This is a genomic window from Streptomyces purpurogeneiscleroticus, assembly GCF_020024005.1.
GTDB classification, from domain to species: Bacteria; Actinomycetota; Actinomycetes; order Streptomycetales; family Streptomycetaceae; genus Streptomyces; species Streptomyces purpurogeneiscleroticus.
Genome location: NZ_NHSG01000187.1, coordinates 1 through 14,890, shown reverse-complemented (window position 1 = coordinate 14,890; position 14,890 = coordinate 1). Strand labels below are relative to the sequence as shown.

General features: G+C 71.0%; 14 protein-coding genes. 6 read left to right on the top strand and 8 right to left on the bottom strand.

What is annotated here, in order from left to right:
* Nucleotides 1-123 precede the first annotated feature (123 nt).
* A complete protein-coding gene (locus tag CCS38_RS35310) occupies nucleotides 124-258 on the top strand; it encodes a hypothetical protein (protein WP_263301956.1) in 135 nt (44 codons plus the stop codon).
* A complete protein-coding gene (locus CCS38_RS11890) occupies nucleotides 255-1,379 on the top strand; it encodes a methyltransferase domain-containing protein (RefSeq protein ID WP_223733204.1) in 1,125 nt (374 codons plus the stop codon). Before CCS38_RS35310 ends, CCS38_RS11890 begins: the two co-directional genes overlap by 4 nt.
* Nucleotides 1,380-1,618: 239 nt before the next feature.
* On the opposite strand, the gene CCS38_RS11885 is transcribed toward CCS38_RS11890, so the two are convergent.
* The 5 genes from CCS38_RS11885 to CCS38_RS11865 form a co-directional block, all read right to left on the bottom strand.
* Entirely contained in the window at nucleotides 1,619-3,418 is a 1,800-nt protein-coding gene (locus CCS38_RS11885; RefSeq protein ID WP_372457051.1) for an HAD-IA family hydrolase, read from the bottom strand.
* Between the two features lie 156 nt (nucleotides 3,419-3,574).
* Complete coding sequence (locus tag CCS38_RS11880) at nucleotides 3,575-4,690, bottom strand: ABC transporter ATP-binding protein (protein WP_223733202.1); 1,116 nt, start codon at nucleotides 4,688-4,690, stop codon at nucleotides 3,575-3,577.
* The gene (locus CCS38_RS11875; protein ID WP_223733201.1) at nucleotides 4,687-5,568 is read right to left on the bottom strand and encodes an ABC transporter permease; all 882 of its coding nucleotides are present in this window, start codon (nucleotides 5,566-5,568) and stop codon (nucleotides 4,687-4,689) included. Before CCS38_RS11875 ends, CCS38_RS11880 begins: the two co-directional genes overlap by 4 nt.
* Complete coding sequence (locus CCS38_RS11870; RefSeq protein ID WP_223733200.1) at nucleotides 5,556-6,458, bottom strand: ABC transporter permease; 903 nt, start codon at nucleotides 6,456-6,458, stop codon at nucleotides 5,556-5,558. Before CCS38_RS11870 ends, CCS38_RS11875 begins: the two co-directional genes overlap by 13 nt.
* A gap of 16 nt (nucleotides 6,459-6,474) precedes the next feature.
* Nucleotides 6,475-7,623: an ABC transporter substrate-binding protein gene (locus tag CCS38_RS11865; protein WP_223733199.1), complete on the bottom strand. Its 1,149-nt coding sequence runs from the start codon at nucleotides 7,621-7,623 to the stop codon at nucleotides 6,475-6,477.
* Nucleotides 7,624-7,873: 250 nt separating this feature from the next.
* Between CCS38_RS11865 and CCS38_RS11860 the strand changes: the two genes are divergently transcribed.
* A complete protein-coding gene (locus CCS38_RS11860) occupies nucleotides 7,874-8,632 on the top strand; it encodes a GntR family transcriptional regulator (RefSeq protein ID WP_223733198.1) in 759 nt (252 codons plus the stop codon).
* 35 nt (nucleotides 8,633-8,667) lie between these two features.
* Here the strand turns inward: CCS38_RS11860 and CCS38_RS11855 are convergent, their stop codons facing one another.
* From CCS38_RS11855 to CCS38_RS11845, 3 genes are all read right to left on the bottom strand, one after another.
* Nucleotides 8,668-10,185, bottom strand: coding sequence for an amino acid permease (locus CCS38_RS11855; protein ID WP_223733197.1), 1,518 nt, complete (start codon nucleotides 10,183-10,185; stop codon nucleotides 8,668-8,670).
* Nucleotides 10,186-10,386: 201 nt separating this feature from the next.
* Nucleotides 10,387-10,872, bottom strand: a complete 486-nt coding sequence (locus CCS38_RS11850) for a hypothetical protein (RefSeq protein WP_223733196.1) — start codon at nucleotides 10,870-10,872, stop codon at nucleotides 10,387-10,389.
* Nucleotides 10,873-11,252: 380 nt separating this feature from the next.
* On the bottom strand, nucleotides 11,253-11,666 hold the full coding sequence (locus CCS38_RS11845) for a CoA-binding protein (protein WP_223733195.1): 414 nt from the start codon (nucleotides 11,664-11,666) through the stop codon (nucleotides 11,253-11,255).
* A 206-nt stretch (nucleotides 11,667-11,872) separates the two neighbouring features.
* On the opposite strand from CCS38_RS11845, the gene CCS38_RS11840 reads away from it, so the two are divergent.
* From CCS38_RS11840 to CCS38_RS11830, 3 genes are all read left to right on the top strand, one after another.
* Nucleotides 11,873-12,631, top strand: coding sequence for a TetR/AcrR family transcriptional regulator (locus tag CCS38_RS11840; RefSeq protein ID WP_223733194.1), 759 nt, complete (start codon nucleotides 11,873-11,875; stop codon nucleotides 12,629-12,631).
* 38 nt (nucleotides 12,632-12,669) lie between these two features.
* Nucleotides 12,670-13,965, top strand: a complete 1,296-nt coding sequence (locus tag CCS38_RS11835) for a cytochrome P450 family protein (RefSeq protein WP_223733193.1) — start codon at nucleotides 12,670-12,672, stop codon at nucleotides 13,963-13,965.
* Between the two features lie 82 nt (nucleotides 13,966-14,047).
* Entirely contained in the window at nucleotides 14,048-14,674 is a 627-nt protein-coding gene (locus tag CCS38_RS11830) for a YigZ family protein (protein WP_030255881.1), read from the top strand.
* Nucleotides 14,675-14,890 lie beyond the last annotated feature (216 nt).

The following is a 14,890-nucleotide window of genomic DNA, read 5'->3' as shown; positions in this document are numbered from 1 at the left end:
GCCCCGGATGCCGGGAGCATGACCGCGCTTTCGGGTGGCCTGCCCCCGTGCGCCCTTCCTGCCTACGGCCGGCTGCCTTAACGTCGCGAGCAGCGACGTACCCGATCCGCAGAGGAGGACGTCATGCCCGGTCTCCGCATGGCCATGACCGCAGCCGACGGCGGCAAGCACGGTGGCCCGCCGGATGACCAGCCCTGGCCGGTGCCCGATGAAGAGCCCAGCCCCGATGGCAGCCGCCCCCAGGAACTGACCCGGTGACCACTCACCCTTCATCGGTCCATCCGGGACAGGCCGCGCTCGCCAGGGAACTGGCCAAGCGCGGTCTGCTCTCCGCGGAGTGGCGCGAGATCTGGGAGCAGACGCCGCGGCACCGTTTCGTCCCGGACCCGGCGTGGCGGCAGTTGCGGCGCTCCTGCGAGCTGGTCACCGGTCAGGAGCGGATGGACCTGATCTACTCCGATGAGCCAGTGGTCACGCAGCTGGACAACGGGGAGGAGGGAGGACCTGGCATCGCCACGTCCTCCAACTCCATGCCCTCGATGGTTGCCCGGCAGCTCGGCGCCCTGGACGTCAGGCCCGGGCACCGCGTCTTGGAGATCGGCACGGCCACGGGATACGTGTCCGCGCTGCTGTGCCGTCGGGTGGGCGAGGAGAACGTCTTCACGGTCGAGATCGACGGCGTGCTCGCCGCGCAGGCGCGAGCCAACCTGGCCGCGGAGGGGCTGCACCCGACGACGGCGGTCGCCGACGGGGAGTTGGGCCTGCCCGCTCACGCTCCGTACGACCGGATCCTGTCCACCTGCGCGCTGCGCTGGGTACCGCCGTCGCTGGTCGGCCAACTCGCTCCGGGTGGCGTCCTGGTCACCCCGATGACCGATGTCTTCTACGGCGGCGCCACGGTCCGCCTGGCCCGCCAGGAGAGCGGAGACCTCTCCGGCCGGTTCTTCCACGGTGCCACGTACATGCCCATGCGCTCCCACCGGCTGGAGAAGCTGGGGCCGCCGGACGCCACCACGGCGCGGCGCAGGGACACCGGCCTGGACCCGGAGCGGCTCTACCCGCTGGGCTTCGCCCTGTACGGCAGCGCTCGTCTGCCGGGCGTACGGATGACCCACGGCTTCCACCAGGACGTCCGGACCGTGTGGCTACAGGCCGAGGACGGCTCGGCGGCCGTGGCCGGCGGCGGGACGGTGACGGTGTACGGGCCGCGGGACCTGTGGGCGGAGATCGCAGAGGTCGAGGCGGAGTACGCGGCCCGCGGCCGGCCGGACCCCCAGTGCTTCGGCCTGACGGTCACTGCGCATGGCCAGCACCTGTGGTGGGACACCCCGGCGGGGGTGATCCCCTCGAAGGAGCCCCACAGCGCCACCGGCCGGTGACAGCGGCGCGAGAACGCCCGTGGCGCGCGAGTCGGCCCAGCGCGTCGGCGCGGGCCGGCTGGGTGGCGCCAGGGAGAAACCGCGGACGGCTGTCAGCCCAGCCGGGGGATTTCGATGGCCGGGGAGTGCGACGAGGACACCCCGGCGACCGGCCCGCTGCTGTGCGGGGCGCGGCCGCCGGGTGTGAATGATTCCTCGACCCGTCGGGCGCGGGAACCCCTCGTGCCGACCGTGCCGGACTACCTCGTGACGAGGTCGAAGGACGTGAGGACCGCGGCATGGTCCGAGGGCCAGTCGTTCGCCGCGACGTCGGGGAAGAGGTTGTTGGCGCCGGTGACGTATGCAGCGGAGGTGCGCGGCATCAGGGCGGCGCCGGCGTACAGGACGAAGTCGATACGGTCCTGCGGTTCGGGGCGGCCGCTGCCGTCCTCGTGGGCGTCGTGGATCGGTGACCAGGTGAAGCCGGGGTGGCGCAGTGGGTCGGCGTGGATCGTCCGGTAGGAGTCGCGCAGGCCCGCGGCCTCGGCGGCGCGGGTGACGGGCCAGGGGACGGCGCCCCGGCCACCGTGGAGAGGGGCGGTCGCCTCGGTCCAGTCCAGGTGGGAGGGGGCGTTGAAGTCGCCGAGGAGGAGGACGGGTGTGGTGTCGCGGTCGGCGAGCTGTCCGGCCATGGCGTCGAGCATGTCATGCATCTGGGCCAGGCGGCCTGAGGACGCCTCGCGGTCGGCGAGTTCGGCGGCCGTGAGGCCGTCGAAACAGGCGTCGTACGGGCCGTACGGCGTGTAGTTGAGGTGCGTGCTCCACAGGACCACTTCGTGCGGGAGGCCGGTGTCCGTGCGGGTGTCCAGCCGGACCGTCACGCCCGTACCGCCGTAGAAGCCGGGGTCCGGGCTGCCGTGCCGGGCCTCGATCGGGTAGCGGCTGAGGACCGCGAGGTTCTGACCCGCCTGGTGGTAGTCCCAGCCGAGGGCCGCGGCGAGTTCCTCGGCGGCGGTGAAGTGGTTCTCCTGGATACCGACGAGGTCCACGTCGGCATCCAGCAGGATTCTGAGCTGCTTGTCCCGGTGGTCGTCCACCTTGGTGCCGCCGAACCAGAGGTTCCAGCTCATCACCTTCAGCTCGCGGACCAGGGGGTCGTCCGCGCCGACGACCGGGATACGGACCCCGAGACGGGCCCGGCCGCCCGCCGAGTCCGTGGCGATGACGGTGATTTCCGCGGTTCCGGCGGTGCGGGGCGTGCCGTGGACGGTGCCGTCGGGGGTGACCTCCGCCCAGTCCGCGCCGTGCTCCGCGGCGAAGGTGACCGCGTCCGGCCCGGCGCCCCTGAGCAGCCCCGCGATGCCGGCCCTGAAGCGCTCGCCGACCCGGGCGTTACGGGTCGTGAGCGAGCCGGTGAGGAAGTACGGGCCGGTGGCGGTGTCCGCCACGAGAGAGCGCAGCAGCGGCAGTCCGGCCTGCTTGAGGCTGTCCAGCACGGTCCGGCCGGGTGCGGGCGGCACCGGCGCCATGGACGGTACGGCCAGCACCCGGCAGCCCGCGGCCTCGGCCGAGGCGACTCCGGTGGGGGTGTCCTCGACCGCCACGCACGCGGAGGGCCGTACCCCGAGCGCGTGAGCCGCGGCGAGGTAGGGGTCGGGAGCGGGCTTGCTGTGTTCGGTGTCGTCGGCGGTGACGGTCACCGCGAAGTGGGTGAGGCCCAGGGCGCTCAGCACGATCTCCGCGACGGACCGGGGCGAGGCGGTGACCAGCGCCGTGCGGATGCCGTGGCGGCGCAGCTCGTCGAGGAGCTCCACGGCACCGGGGCGCGGCTCGACCCGGCTCTCCACCCGTACGGTGAACTCCCGCTGCAGGGCCGCCGCGAGCGCGTCCTCGGAGATCTCGCCGCCGATCACCCGTTGCAGGTGGGCCGCCGTGTGCGCCACCGGACGGCCGAGCACCTCGGGAAGATCCGCGTCAGTGAGCTCATGGCCCAGGTCCTGGGCCACATGGGCGACGGACAGCCACCACACCTCCTCGGTGTCGACGAGGGTGCCGTCCATGTCGAAGAGGACGGCCTGGAGGGGGCAGTCGGTGGTGGCTGCCTGGGGGATGGGGTCGGACACGGTTCTCTTTCGTTCTCTGTGGTTCTCTGTTGTCCTGGGCCTGTCGGACCGTTGTGGCTGTCGGACCGTTGTGGCTGTCGGACCGTACGGCTGTCAGAGCGTACGGTCGGCCACCAGCACCGGACGGTCCGGCAGGGACACGGTCACCCGCGTGCCCGGGGCGAACGCCGCGGCCGAGTCGGTCGGCAGGTCGGCCTTGATCTCCGTACCGTCGCTGCCGTCGGGCAGGCGGACGGTCAGCCGGGTGACTGCGCCGAGGAAGGCGGACCCTGTGACCTGGGCGGTGCCCTGCGGGTCCGTGGTCACCCGTACCGCCTCGGGGCGTACCAGTACATCGGCTTCGGGGCCGTGGGGCGCCTCGCCGTCCACCGGCAGCCGCCGGCCCAGGACCTCGACCACCGTACGATCGTCCGCGAGACGGCCGGGGATGCGGTTCATGGTGCCCACGAACTCGGCGACGAAGGCGGTGGCGGGGCGGCCGTACAGCTCCGAAGGCACGGCGCACTGCTCCAGCCGGCCCGCGCGCATCACCGCGACCCGGTCCGCCATGGACAGCGCCTCCTCCTGATCGTGCGTCACGAAAAGGGTAGTGATGCCCAGTTCCTGCTGGAGGCGGCGGATCTCCTCGCGGAGGGTGAGGCGCACCTTGGCGTCCAGGGCCGAGAGCGGCTCGTCCAGCAGCAGGACGCGGGGGCGCAGAGCGAGGGCGCGGGCGAGCGCGATGCGCTGCTGCTGGCCGCCGGAGAGCTGGTGCGGGAAGCGGTCGCCCTTGTCCGGCAGGCCGACCAGCTCCAGCAGTTCGGCGGCGCGGGCCCGCCGCTCGGTGGCGCGGACCTTGCGCATCCGCAGGCCGAAGGCCACGTTGTCCAGCGCGTTGAGGTGCGGGAAGAGGCTGTAGGACTGGAAGACCATGCCGGCGTCGCGGCGGTGCGCGGGGACCGCGGTGACGTCCTCGCCGTCCACCAGCACCTGGCCGGCGTCGGGGTGCTCGAACCCGGCCAGCATCCGCAGCGCGGTGGTCTTGCCGCAGCCCGACGGGCCGAGCAGGGCGAGCAGTTCACCGGGCCGTACGGTCAGGTCCAGCCCGTCGAGCGCGACGGTGGCGCCGAACTCGCGGCGCAGCCCGCGGAACTCGACGGAGGCGGCGTCGGCGGTGTTGTCGACGGCCGGGCGGGACTGCCGGGGGACGGTGGCGGTGGAGTCGGTCATGCCGTAGCACTCCTGGAGTCGGTACGAGAGGGGGTGCGCCGTCCGCCGAGCGCGGCGAGGGCCACCAGCAGGACCCAGGTGACCACCAGGCTCAGGACGGAGACGGCGACGGACAGCTGGGCCTGGGAGCCGCTGACCGAGACGATCCACACGGCGAACGGGCGGAAGCCGAGCAGCTGGGCGACGGTGAACTCGCCGAGCACCAGCGCGAGGGTGAGGAACGCCGAGTTCAGCAGCGCGCCGCGCAGATTGGGCAGCACCGCGCGGAGCAGGGCCTGCGTCCGCCCTGCGCCGCAGCTGCGCGCCGCCTCGATGAGGGTACGGACGTCGATGGCGCGCAGCCCGGCGTCCAGCGCCCGGTACACGAACGGCAGCGCCATCACCGTGTAGGCGAGGACGAGCACGATCGGGAACGACGGGTTCTGCAGCGCCATGAAGGTCTGGTAGAAGGGCGTGGCCGCCAGGTGGTCGGGACCCCAGCGCAACACGGTGACCAGCCCGGCCGTGAAGGCGATCGGCGGGACGACCAGGGGCAGCGAGCACACCACCTCCACCACCGGGCGCAGCCGGGGTGCGCCCAGCCGCAGCGCGACCATGGCGGGCACCATCAGCAGCAGGACGACCGCGATGGTGGCCACAGCCAGCTCCAGGGAGAGCAGCAGGCTGGGCGCGAAGCCCTGGGCGCCGACGATCTGCCGGTAGGCGTCCACGGACATGCCCCGGCCCGGTACGTCGACCGTGAAGACCACCGAGGCGGCCAGCGGCACCAGGAAATAGAGCCCGGCGAGGGCGAGCACCGCGCCGCGCCAGACGCGCGGACGGGACGTGCGGGACCGGCCGGCGGCCGGCCCGGCGGGGGCGGGGGTCAGGCGAGCCATCGCGCGCTCCGTCGTTGCAGGGGCAGGTACACGGCCATCACCAGGCCGGCGACCACGACCATGTCGAGGCTGAGCGCCAGCGCCACGTTCTCCTGGCCGACCAGGACGTTGCCGGAGATGGCATCGGCGATCTGGAGGGTGACCAGCGGCACCGAGCTGCCGACCATGGCGGCGGCGGTGGCGTACGCGGCGAACGAGCTGCCGAAGAGCAGCACCAGCCCGCCGAGCAGCGAAGGCGTGAGCACCGGCAGCGCCACGTGCCGCCAGAACTGCCACGTGGTGGCGCCGTTGTTCTGCGCGGCCTCCCGCCACTGGGAGCGCAGCCCCTCAAGGGCCGGGGTGATGGTGAGCACCATCATCGGGATGAGGAAGTACAGGTAGGTGATGACCAGGCCCCAGAAGCTGTAGAGGCTCCAGCCCGTGGCGCCCAGGCCCAGGTGCCGGGTGAGGACACCGGAGTTGCCGAGGGTGGCGACGAAGGCGAAGGCGAGCGGGACGCCACCGAAGTTGGCGAACACGCCGGAGGCGGTGAGGACGCCCTCGCGCAGCGCGCGGGACCGGGAGGTCACCACGACCTGGGCGAGCGGCAGCCCGAGCAGCGCGGCGAGCAGGGCACAGACCGCGGACAGCTGCACGCTGCCGAGCAGCGCGTCGAGGTAGGCGCCGTCGAGCGAGGCGGCGAGGTTGGCGGTGGTGTACGACGAGGCGCCGGTGGCCGGGTCCTTCACGGTGAAGGCGCCGATGAGCATGGCGAGGGCGGGGATGCCGAAGCTGACCGCGGTGAACGCGAGCAGGGGCAGCACCGCGAGCCGGCCGGTGGCGCGGCGCCGCCGCGCCGGGACGGTGTGCGTCCCGGCGGCGGGGGCGGGCGAGTGAGCGGTAGTGGTCATGGAGGGGATTACCGGATTACTCGGAGACGGCCTTGCCCCAGCCCTGGCCGAGCGTCTGCTTGGCCTTGGACTGCTGGGCGTTGGACGGGAAGGTGGGGGTGCCGGTGACCTTCGGGAGCTTGGCGGCGGCCGCCTTGTCGAGGGTGCCGGCCTTCTCCATCGCGGCCATCCGCGCGGGGCGGGCGTAGCCCTTCAGCCAGAGGTTCTGGGCCTCGTCGCTGTACAGGTACTCCTGCCACAGCCGGGCCGCGGCCGGGTGCGGCGCGTCCTTGTTGATCGCCTGCGAGTAGTACTGGGCGAACTTGCCGTCCTTGGGAACGGCGACCTTCCAGTCCGCGCCCTTCTTCTTGAACTCGTCGGCGTACCCGGAGTTGAGGTAGTCCCAGTCGATGCTGATGGGCGTCTCGCCCTTCTCGATCGTGGCTGGGGTGGACTCGACGGGGTTGTAGTTGCCGTTCTTCTTCAGCTTGGCGAAGAAGTCGATGCCGGGCTGGATGTCGTCGAAGGAGCCCTTGTTCGCGAGCGCCGCCGCGTACACGGCGCCGAAGGCCGAGCCCGACTTGGTGGGGTTGCCGTTGAGCGCGACCTGCCCCTTGTACTGGGGCTTCAGCAGGTCGGCGAAGGTCTCCGGGCACTTCTTGACGCGCCCCGCGTCGCAGCCGATGGACATGTAGCCGCCGTAGTCGTTGTACCAGCGGGCCTGGGGGTCGCGCTGCGCGGCGGGTATCTCGTCGTACGAGGCGACCTTGTACGGCGCGAGGAGGCCCTGCTGGGCGGCGCTGATCTCGAAGGAGCTTCCCAGGTCGAGCACGTCGGGGGCGCGGTCCTGGCCCTTGCGGGAGGTGACCGCGTTGATCTCGTCCTGGCTGGCGCCGTCCGGGTTGTCGACCTGGACCTTGATCCCGTACTTCTTCTGGAACCCGTCGATCAGGGCGCCGTAGTTGGCCCAGTCCCGCGGCAGGGCGATCGCATTGAGCGTGCCCTCCTTCTTGGCGGCGGTGACCAGGGCGTTCATACCGCCGAAGTCCTTGGCCGAGGTCGCGGTGGCGGCCTTGGCGCCGGCACCGGACTGTGCGTTGGGGGCAGCGCCGCAGGCGCTGAGGGCGAGGGCGGCGGCCGCCAGGCCACCGGCGAGGACAGTGGTCCTCGAAAGGGACACGTTCACGATCTCTCCGTCAACTTGTTTGGACAAGTTGACCCCAGTTAGCACGCCGCCGCTGTCCTGGAGATGAACGGGAAAAGAACTCGACACCGGCGCCAGGCGACACCCTCACCCCATGTGACCTGCGCCTCGTCGAGATGGCTGGGCACGGACCGGTATCGCGCCACATCTCTCCATGCGTCGTTTACGCTGATGACGACCGAATGCAGTGCGCACACTTCGCGCACTTCATGTATCCGATCGAGGGGGAGCATTGGCACCGCGGCACGAAGAGATCGCCGAAGAACTTCGGCAGGCCATCGACGGCGAGGAATATCCGGTCGGCGCGCGCCTCCCCTCGGAAGCCGAGCTCTCCGCTCGCTTCGGCGTCTCGCGCGGCACCGTGCGGCAGGCGGTCGCGGCGCTCACCACGGAGGGCCTGATCGGCTCCCGCCAGGGTGCCCGACGCGTCGTCCTGGCCAGCAGGCGCAGCCAGAGCTTCACCGAGCTGCGCAGCTTCGCGCAGTGGGCACGAGCCATGGGCCGTACCGCGACGGGCCTGGTGGCGGCGGCCGAGCGCCGCCCCGCGACCGCGGAGGACGCCACCCGCCTCCACCTTCCCGCCGGCACTGAGGTGCTGTACGTGCTGCGCGTCCGCGGCCTGGACGGTGAGCCCGTCCTCGTGGAGCGGACCGTCTACGCGGACTGGATCGCCCCCGACGTCGAGCGCATCGAGCCGGACTGCTCCTCGGTGACCCAGCGCCTGTACGAGCAGACCGGCCTCGTCTTCGCCTATGGCGAGCATCTGATCGACGCGGTGGCCGCCGGCGCCCAGGATGCCGAACTGCTCGGCGTCCGCCGCACCAGCCCCCTGCTGCGGGTGCGCCGCGTGACGACCACTCACGCCGGCCGTCCCGTCGAGTGGTCCGACGACCGCTACCGTTCCGACGCCGTCAGCTTCAGCGTGCACAACTCCATCGGCGCCAATCCGCTGGCCCGCCGCACCGGGCCCGGCCTCTTTCCGGCCCCCTGACCGCCCGGCGCGGCCAGGGGACGGGCGGCGGGCGGTCAGGAGCGCGTCGTGACCGACGGGTTCTCGGCGTCGGGTGCCGGGGCGGTGCCGTGGGCGGGCGGGGTGTTCAGGGCCGAGCCGCGGCGGCCGAAGGCCAGGTACAGGGCCGCGGCGAGCAGCAGCCAGGCCCCGAACAGGGTCCAGGTGACTCCCGGGAGGAGATAGGCGAGGTAGAGGCAGGAAGCGGCGGAGAGGATGGGGACGAAGGGGAAGAGCGGGACTCGGTACGAGCGCGGCGCGTCGGGGGCGATACGGCGCAGCACCACGACAGCGGCAGCCACCGCGATGAACGCGGCGAGCGTTCCCATGCTCGTCAGGTCGGCGAGATGCTGCAGGGGCACCAGGGCGGCGAGCAGACCGACCAGGACACCCACGATCCAGGTGTTGTGGGCGGGGGTGTGGCGTTTGCGGTCGACGCGCCGGAAGATCTGCGGCACGAGCCCGTCGCGCGCCATGGCGAACAGGATGCGGGTCTGTCCGAAGAGCGTGACGAGCACCACGCTGAAGATCGAGACGACCGCGCCCGCCGAGAGGACGACGGCGGGCCAGCCCATGCCGGTCACCTGGCGCAGGATCTCGGCCAGAACGGCCTCTCCGGCCGCGGCCTGCTTGCCGAACTCCCCGGCGGGCTGGGCGCCGACGGCGGCCAGCGCGACCAGGATGTAAAGCAGGGTGACCACGATCAGGGTGAAGGTGAGGGCGAGCGGGATCGTCCGCCGTGGGTTGCGGACCTCCTCGCCGGCGGTGGCGACGGTGTCGAAGCCGACGTAGGAGAAGAAGACGCCGGACGCGGCGGCGCCGATGCCGGCCATGCCGTGCGGTGCGAAGTCGGTGAAGTGCTCGGCGTTGAACGCGGTGATCGCCACCGCGACGAAGAGGACGAGTACACCGAGCTTGACCGCGACCATCACGGCATTGACGGCGGCGGACTCCCGCGTACCGCGGACCAGCAGAAGGGAGCACAGCAGCACGACCACCAGCGCGGGGAGGTTGAAGTAGCCGCCCGCGCCCGGCGGTTGGCTGATCGCTTCGGGAAGCTGGAAGCCGAACAGTGCATCGGTGAGCTCGTTGAGATACTGGCCCCAGCTCACGGCCACGGTCGAAACCGCCACACCGTACTCCAGGACCAGGCACCACGCCACGACATAGGCCGCGCCCTCGCCGAGCGAGGCGTAGGTATAGCTGTACGTACTGCCCGACACCGGTAGGGCACCGGCGAGTTCGACGTAGCACAGCGCACCCAGCCCGGCCACGACGGCGGCGAGCGCGAAGGACAGCAGTACGGCGGGACCTGCCTTGGGAACGGTGGTGCCCAGAACGAAGAAGATGCCCGTTCCCACGACCGAACTGATGCCGATCAGTGTCAGCTGGCCGACCCCCATGCTGCGCCGGAGGGATGCTCCGCCCGCCCCCTTTGCGTCGGTTGATTCGCCCGCTTCGTCGTCGGTGTCGGCCTCGGACACCAGTTGGCCGATCGGCTTGCGGCGGCACAACTGGCTCATGATGCGGCTCATGGCTGCTCTCTTCCTGGCGGTCCCGTCGGCCTGAAATGCGGTGCCACCGCGTGAACTGCGGTGGCACCGTGGTGGCTTCGGGTGATCGTCGAGCACGCGAAAGAATTGCCGCAACTGTCGTGTGTGGACAAAAAACTTGCTGCAGTTGGCCACTTGGACGATTGAATCGTCGGCGCGGCTATGGCGGTCGGAGCGCGGCGGTCAGGGTATGACGGCCAGGCTGATCAGCCCGCTCGCGGACCGGACTCCTTGCTCGGTGAGGCAGGCCGTCGGGTCGGTACTGAGGAGTTCCTTGGTCAGGACAATCGTCGCTCCTTCGAACTGACCGGATTCGACCTCGCCGGTCTTGACCAGGACCGTGTTCCCGTTCGGCTTGAGATTGATCTGTCCGGTGCCCCGGATCTCGCTGGAGCGTCCGTTGTTCCAGCGGAATGTCGTCGGCCCGGACAGCTCCCCGCCCAGGCAGGAGATGGTGCCGCTGGCGGTGCCCGTGAAGGAGGCCCCCGTGATGCCCTGCGCGCCGGTGCCCGCGCAACCGGAGACGTGGCCTTCCTCGGTGACGAAGGTGTCCCGTGAGGCAATGGTCAGGCCCGGGCGGTAGCGGGTGTCGGTGGAGCCGACCGGGCAGGTGATGTCGATGGGGCCGGCCTCCGCCCGCGGCGCAGCGTGCGCCCCGGGTGCGGTCACCGGCGTACTGAGGACGAGTCCTGCGGCAAGGGCAGCCCCTCGCAAGCGACACATCACGCTCAACGTCCTTTCTCTGTACCCACGTTGGCAAACAAAACCCCGGGCTATATAGCCCCGCACGTCCATCTCATGCGCCGATGTCATGGATGGGCTCTCGGGTGAGCGCGATATCGCCATCGCTACGTGTCCTGAGCCAGCGGCATGCCGTTGGCTCGGCGAGGGTCGCTCGTTCGAGTGGGAAGTCGGGGAGGCAGGGGTGGGCGTGGTGGACGCGGATGTCGTGGTGATCGGCGCCGGGTGCTGGGGCGGTCGAATCGCCCAAGTTGTAGCTGTGGGCACTGGCCGGCTGGGTGGCGCCAGGCGGAAACCGCGGACGGTTGTCAGCCCAGTCGGGGGATTTCGATGGCCGGGCAGCGGTCCATGACCATGTCGAGGCCGGCCGCGCGGGTGCGTTCGTAGGCTGCCTGGTCGATGACGCCGAGTTGGAACCAGACCGCCTTGGCGCCGATGGCGACGGCCTCGTCGGCTACCTGACCCGCGAGGGTGCTGTTCACGAAGGTGTCGACGACGTCGACCTTGAAGGGGATGGCGTCGAGGGAGGGGTAACCCTGTTCTCCGTGCACCGTCTCGGCCTTCGGGTGCACGGGGACGATCCGTTTGCCGAAGCGCTGCAGTACGTCCGCGACGCCGTACGCGGCCCTCCGCTGGTTCGAGGACAGGCCGACGATGGCCCAGGTGTCTCCGAGCTCCGTCAGGATCCTGCGAATGGTCGCCGAGTCGTCATCGCCGTGCATGGGTGCCTCCTAGCGGTTGTCGTGCGCAATGTACCCCGTAAGGGTCAGGAACCGGCGGCTCGTCGGGTCGGCTGCCGGGGCGTCGGGCCTGGCCGGAAAGTGTCTTACGGGCAGGTTGCCGCCGCTCTACTTTGACCTCGTGACCAGATTTCGAAATTGGTCATGAAGTCAGGCGCCAGGACGAGCAGCATGGGGGCGACGAGCACGTGGAGCGTGGCGAGCGGATTCTGGAAGCGGCGGGGGAGTTGCTGGTCGCATGGGGGTACCGGCGCGTCACCATCGATGAGATCGCCCGCCGCGCCCGGGTCGGCAAGGGCACGGTCTATCTGCACTGGAAGACCAAGGACGCGCTCTTCCTGGCCGTCGTCCTGCAGGCCAAGCTCCGCAGCCACCGTGCGCAGACGGCCCGTATGCGCGTCGACCCGCTGGAGGTCCTGCCCAGCCGGATGATGAGCGGGGTGTACCGGGACTTCCTGGCGGACCCCGTGCTGCGCGCCCTCTACAGTGCCGACACCGACGTGCTGGGCCGGTTCAACGACATCGCCAAGAAGGAGCTCGCCGAACTCACGTCGTACGGGGATCAGGTGGTGCGCCGCTCTCTCGAAGTGCTGCGCGAACACGGGCTCGTACGGCTGGACATGGACGTCGTGCAGCAGCAGTACGCGTTGCTGGCGACGGCCTCCGGTTTCTTCCTGACCGAAGCGCTGCTCCACGACCGTGCGCCGCACGCCGCGGAGGAGCGGGCCCGCATCCTCGCCCACACCCTGCGGGGCGCGCTGGAGACCTCAGCCGATCCCGCCACCGGTACCGATCCCGCTACGGATCCCGGTACCGATACCGCTACCGATCCCGCCGCCGCCCGTACCCGCGTGGCCGCGGAAGCCGCCGTGTTGGAGATCATCCCGCTCTACGAGCGCCTCGAAGAGCTCAGCGAGCAGGAAATGCGGCGGCAATTGCGTCATTGACGTGACCCACCCCCCCACGACCTGGAGGAGAACGCACGATGACCGAAGCACCTGCCACCCCGGCCTCCCCGATCACCGCCCACGTCGGCAAGCACCCCGGCGAGCCGAACGTCGCCGACCCGGCGTTCCTCGCCGACCCGTTCAGCGGCTACGGCGCACTGCGTGAGCAGGGGCCCGTCGTCCGCGGCCGGTTCGTGGACGACTCGCCCGTATGGTTCGTGACCCGTTTCGACGAGGTACGCGAAGTCCTGCGCGACCAGCGGTTCGTGAACAACGCGGCGACGGTGTCGGCGGACGGTACGCGCGAGGACCCGCTGACCCGGCTGCTGGACATGCTCGGCATGCCGGAGCACCTGCACGTCTACATGCGCGGCTCCATCCTGAACAACGACGCGCCCGATCACACCCGGCTCCGCCGCCTGGTGTCGCGGGCCTTCACGGCGCGCAAGATCATGGATCTGCGGCCGCGGGTCGAGGAGATAGCCGACGACCTGCTGAACCGCCTCCCCGAGCACGCCGAGGACGGCGTTGTCGATCTGCTCGAACACTTCGCGTACCCGCTGCCGATCACCGTCATATGCGAGTTGGTCGGCATAGCGGAGGAGGACCGCCCGCAGTGGCGGGCCTGGGGCGCCGACCTCGTCACGATGGACCCGGAGCGGCTGGGGAGGGTGTTCCCCGCCATGATCGAGCACATACACGCGCTGGTCAGCGAGCGGCGTGGCGCGCTCACCGACGACCTCATCAGCGAGCTGATCCGGGCCCATGACGACGACGGCGGCCGGCTCAGCGACGTCGAGATGGTCACCATGATCCTGACCCTGGTGCTGGCCGGGCACGAGACCACGGCGCACCTCATCACCAACGGCACGGCCGCGCTGCTCACCCACCCCGACCAGCTCGACCTGCTCCGGGCGGACCCGGCGCTGCTCCCGTCCGCCGTCCACGAACTGCTGCGCTGGGCCGGGCCGGTGCACATGACCCAAATGCGGTACGCGGCCGAGGACGCGGAGATCGGCGGCACCTTGGTCCGCAAGGGGGAGGCCGTGCAGCTGCTCCTGGTTGCCGCCAACCGCGATCCCTGCCACTACGCCGACCCCGAACGGCTCGACCTGACCCGCCACCCGGCGGGGCGCGCCGAGGACCACGTCGGCTTCGGCCACGGCATGCACTACTGCCTGGGTGCCTCGCTCGCCCGTCAGGAGGGCGAGGTTGCGTTCGGCCGGCTGTTCGCCCGGTATCCCGGCCTGTCCCTCGCCGTCGACCCCGCTGACCTGCGGCGGGCGCCGGTGCCGGGCAGCTGGCGGCTGACCGCCCTGCCGGTCCGCCTGTAGTCCGCCTGGAGACCGTCCGTAGTCCGCCTGTAGAGGGGCCCGTGCCGCCCGGCCGACTGCAGGAGCCCATTAGGGTGGCGTGATGCAGGAGCAGTACGTCACCCTCGCCGCCGAAGGCGTCCACGAGATCGAGATCAACAAGTCTCGCTTCATCTGCGCGCTCGCGCCGGTGGCGACCGAGGCCGAGGCGCAGGAGTTCATCGCCCGCATCCGCAAGGAACACCCCACCGCCCGGCACAACTGCTTCGCATACGTCATCGGCGCCGACGGCGGCGTACAGAAGGCGAGCGACGACGGCGAGCCGGGCGGCACGGCGGGCGTCCCCATGCTCCAGATGCTCGTACGGCGCGAGATGCGGTACGTCGTCGCCGTCGTCACCCGTTACTTCGGCGGCATCAAGCTCGGCGCGGGCGGGCTGATCAGGGCGTACGGCGGGGTGGTCGGGGAGGCCCTGGACGCGCTGGGCACCGTCACCCGGCGCCGGTTCCGGCTGGTCACGGTCACCGTCGACCACCAGCGGGCCGGCAAGGTCGAGAACGATCTGCGGGCCACCGGGCGCGACGTCCGGGACGTCCGTTACGCCGAGGCCGTCACGATCGAGATCGGCCTCCCGGAGAGCGAGCTGCCCGCCTTCCGCGCCTGGCTCGCCGACGCCACAGCCGGCACGGCCACGCTGGAGCTGGGCGGCGAGGCGTACGGCGAGGGTTAGCCGCCCTGCGGTGCCCGGCGGCCGTCCTGATTGAGCCCTCCGGTGAGGGGTAACCGGTCACGGCACACCATTTATGCGTGAGGAAGTGCGATGACCAGCACCGCTGCACCGAAAACCGGCGGGTACGGGCCCGCGCCCGGGTCCGCTCCCCGCGACCCGGAACCTGTACCGCGCGACCCCGAACCGCCCGAGCAGACCCCCGAGGAACCGGCGCCC

What these genes read in the sequence shown, in the direction of transcription:
- CCS38_RS35310 (WP_263301956.1), top strand. Translation starts at nt 124, where the DNA reads ATGCCCGGTCTCCGCATGGCCATGACCGCAGCCGACGGCGGCAAGCAC.
- CCS38_RS11885 (WP_372457051.1), bottom strand. Translation starts at nt 3,418, where the DNA reads ATGGACGGCACCCTCGTCGACACCGAGGAGGTGTGGTGGCTGTCCGTC.
- CCS38_RS11880 (WP_223733202.1), bottom strand. Translation starts at nt 4,690, where the DNA reads ATGACCGACTCCACCGCCACCGTCCCCCGGCAGTCCCGCCCGGCCGTC.
- CCS38_RS11875 (WP_223733201.1), bottom strand. Translation starts at nt 5,568, where the DNA reads ATGGCTCGCCTGACCCCCGCCCCCGCCGGGCCGGCCGCCGGCCGGTCC.
- CCS38_RS11870 (WP_223733200.1), bottom strand. Translation starts at nt 6,458, where the DNA reads ATGACCACTACCGCTCACTCGCCCGCCCCCGCCGCCGGGACGCACACC.
- CCS38_RS11855 (WP_223733197.1), bottom strand. Translation starts at nt 10,185, where the DNA reads ATGAGCCGCATCATGAGCCAGTTGTGCCGCCGCAAGCCGATCGGCCAA.
- CCS38_RS11845 (WP_223733195.1), bottom strand. Translation starts at nt 11,666, where the DNA reads ATGCACGGCGATGACGACTCGGCGACCATTCGCAGGATCCTGACGGAG.
- CCS38_RS11835 (WP_223733193.1), top strand. Translation starts at nt 12,670, where the DNA reads ATGACCGAAGCACCTGCCACCCCGGCCTCCCCGATCACCGCCCACGTC.
- CCS38_RS11830 (WP_030255881.1), top strand. Translation starts at nt 14,048, where the DNA reads ATGCAGGAGCAGTACGTCACCCTCGCCGCCGAAGGCGTCCACGAGATC.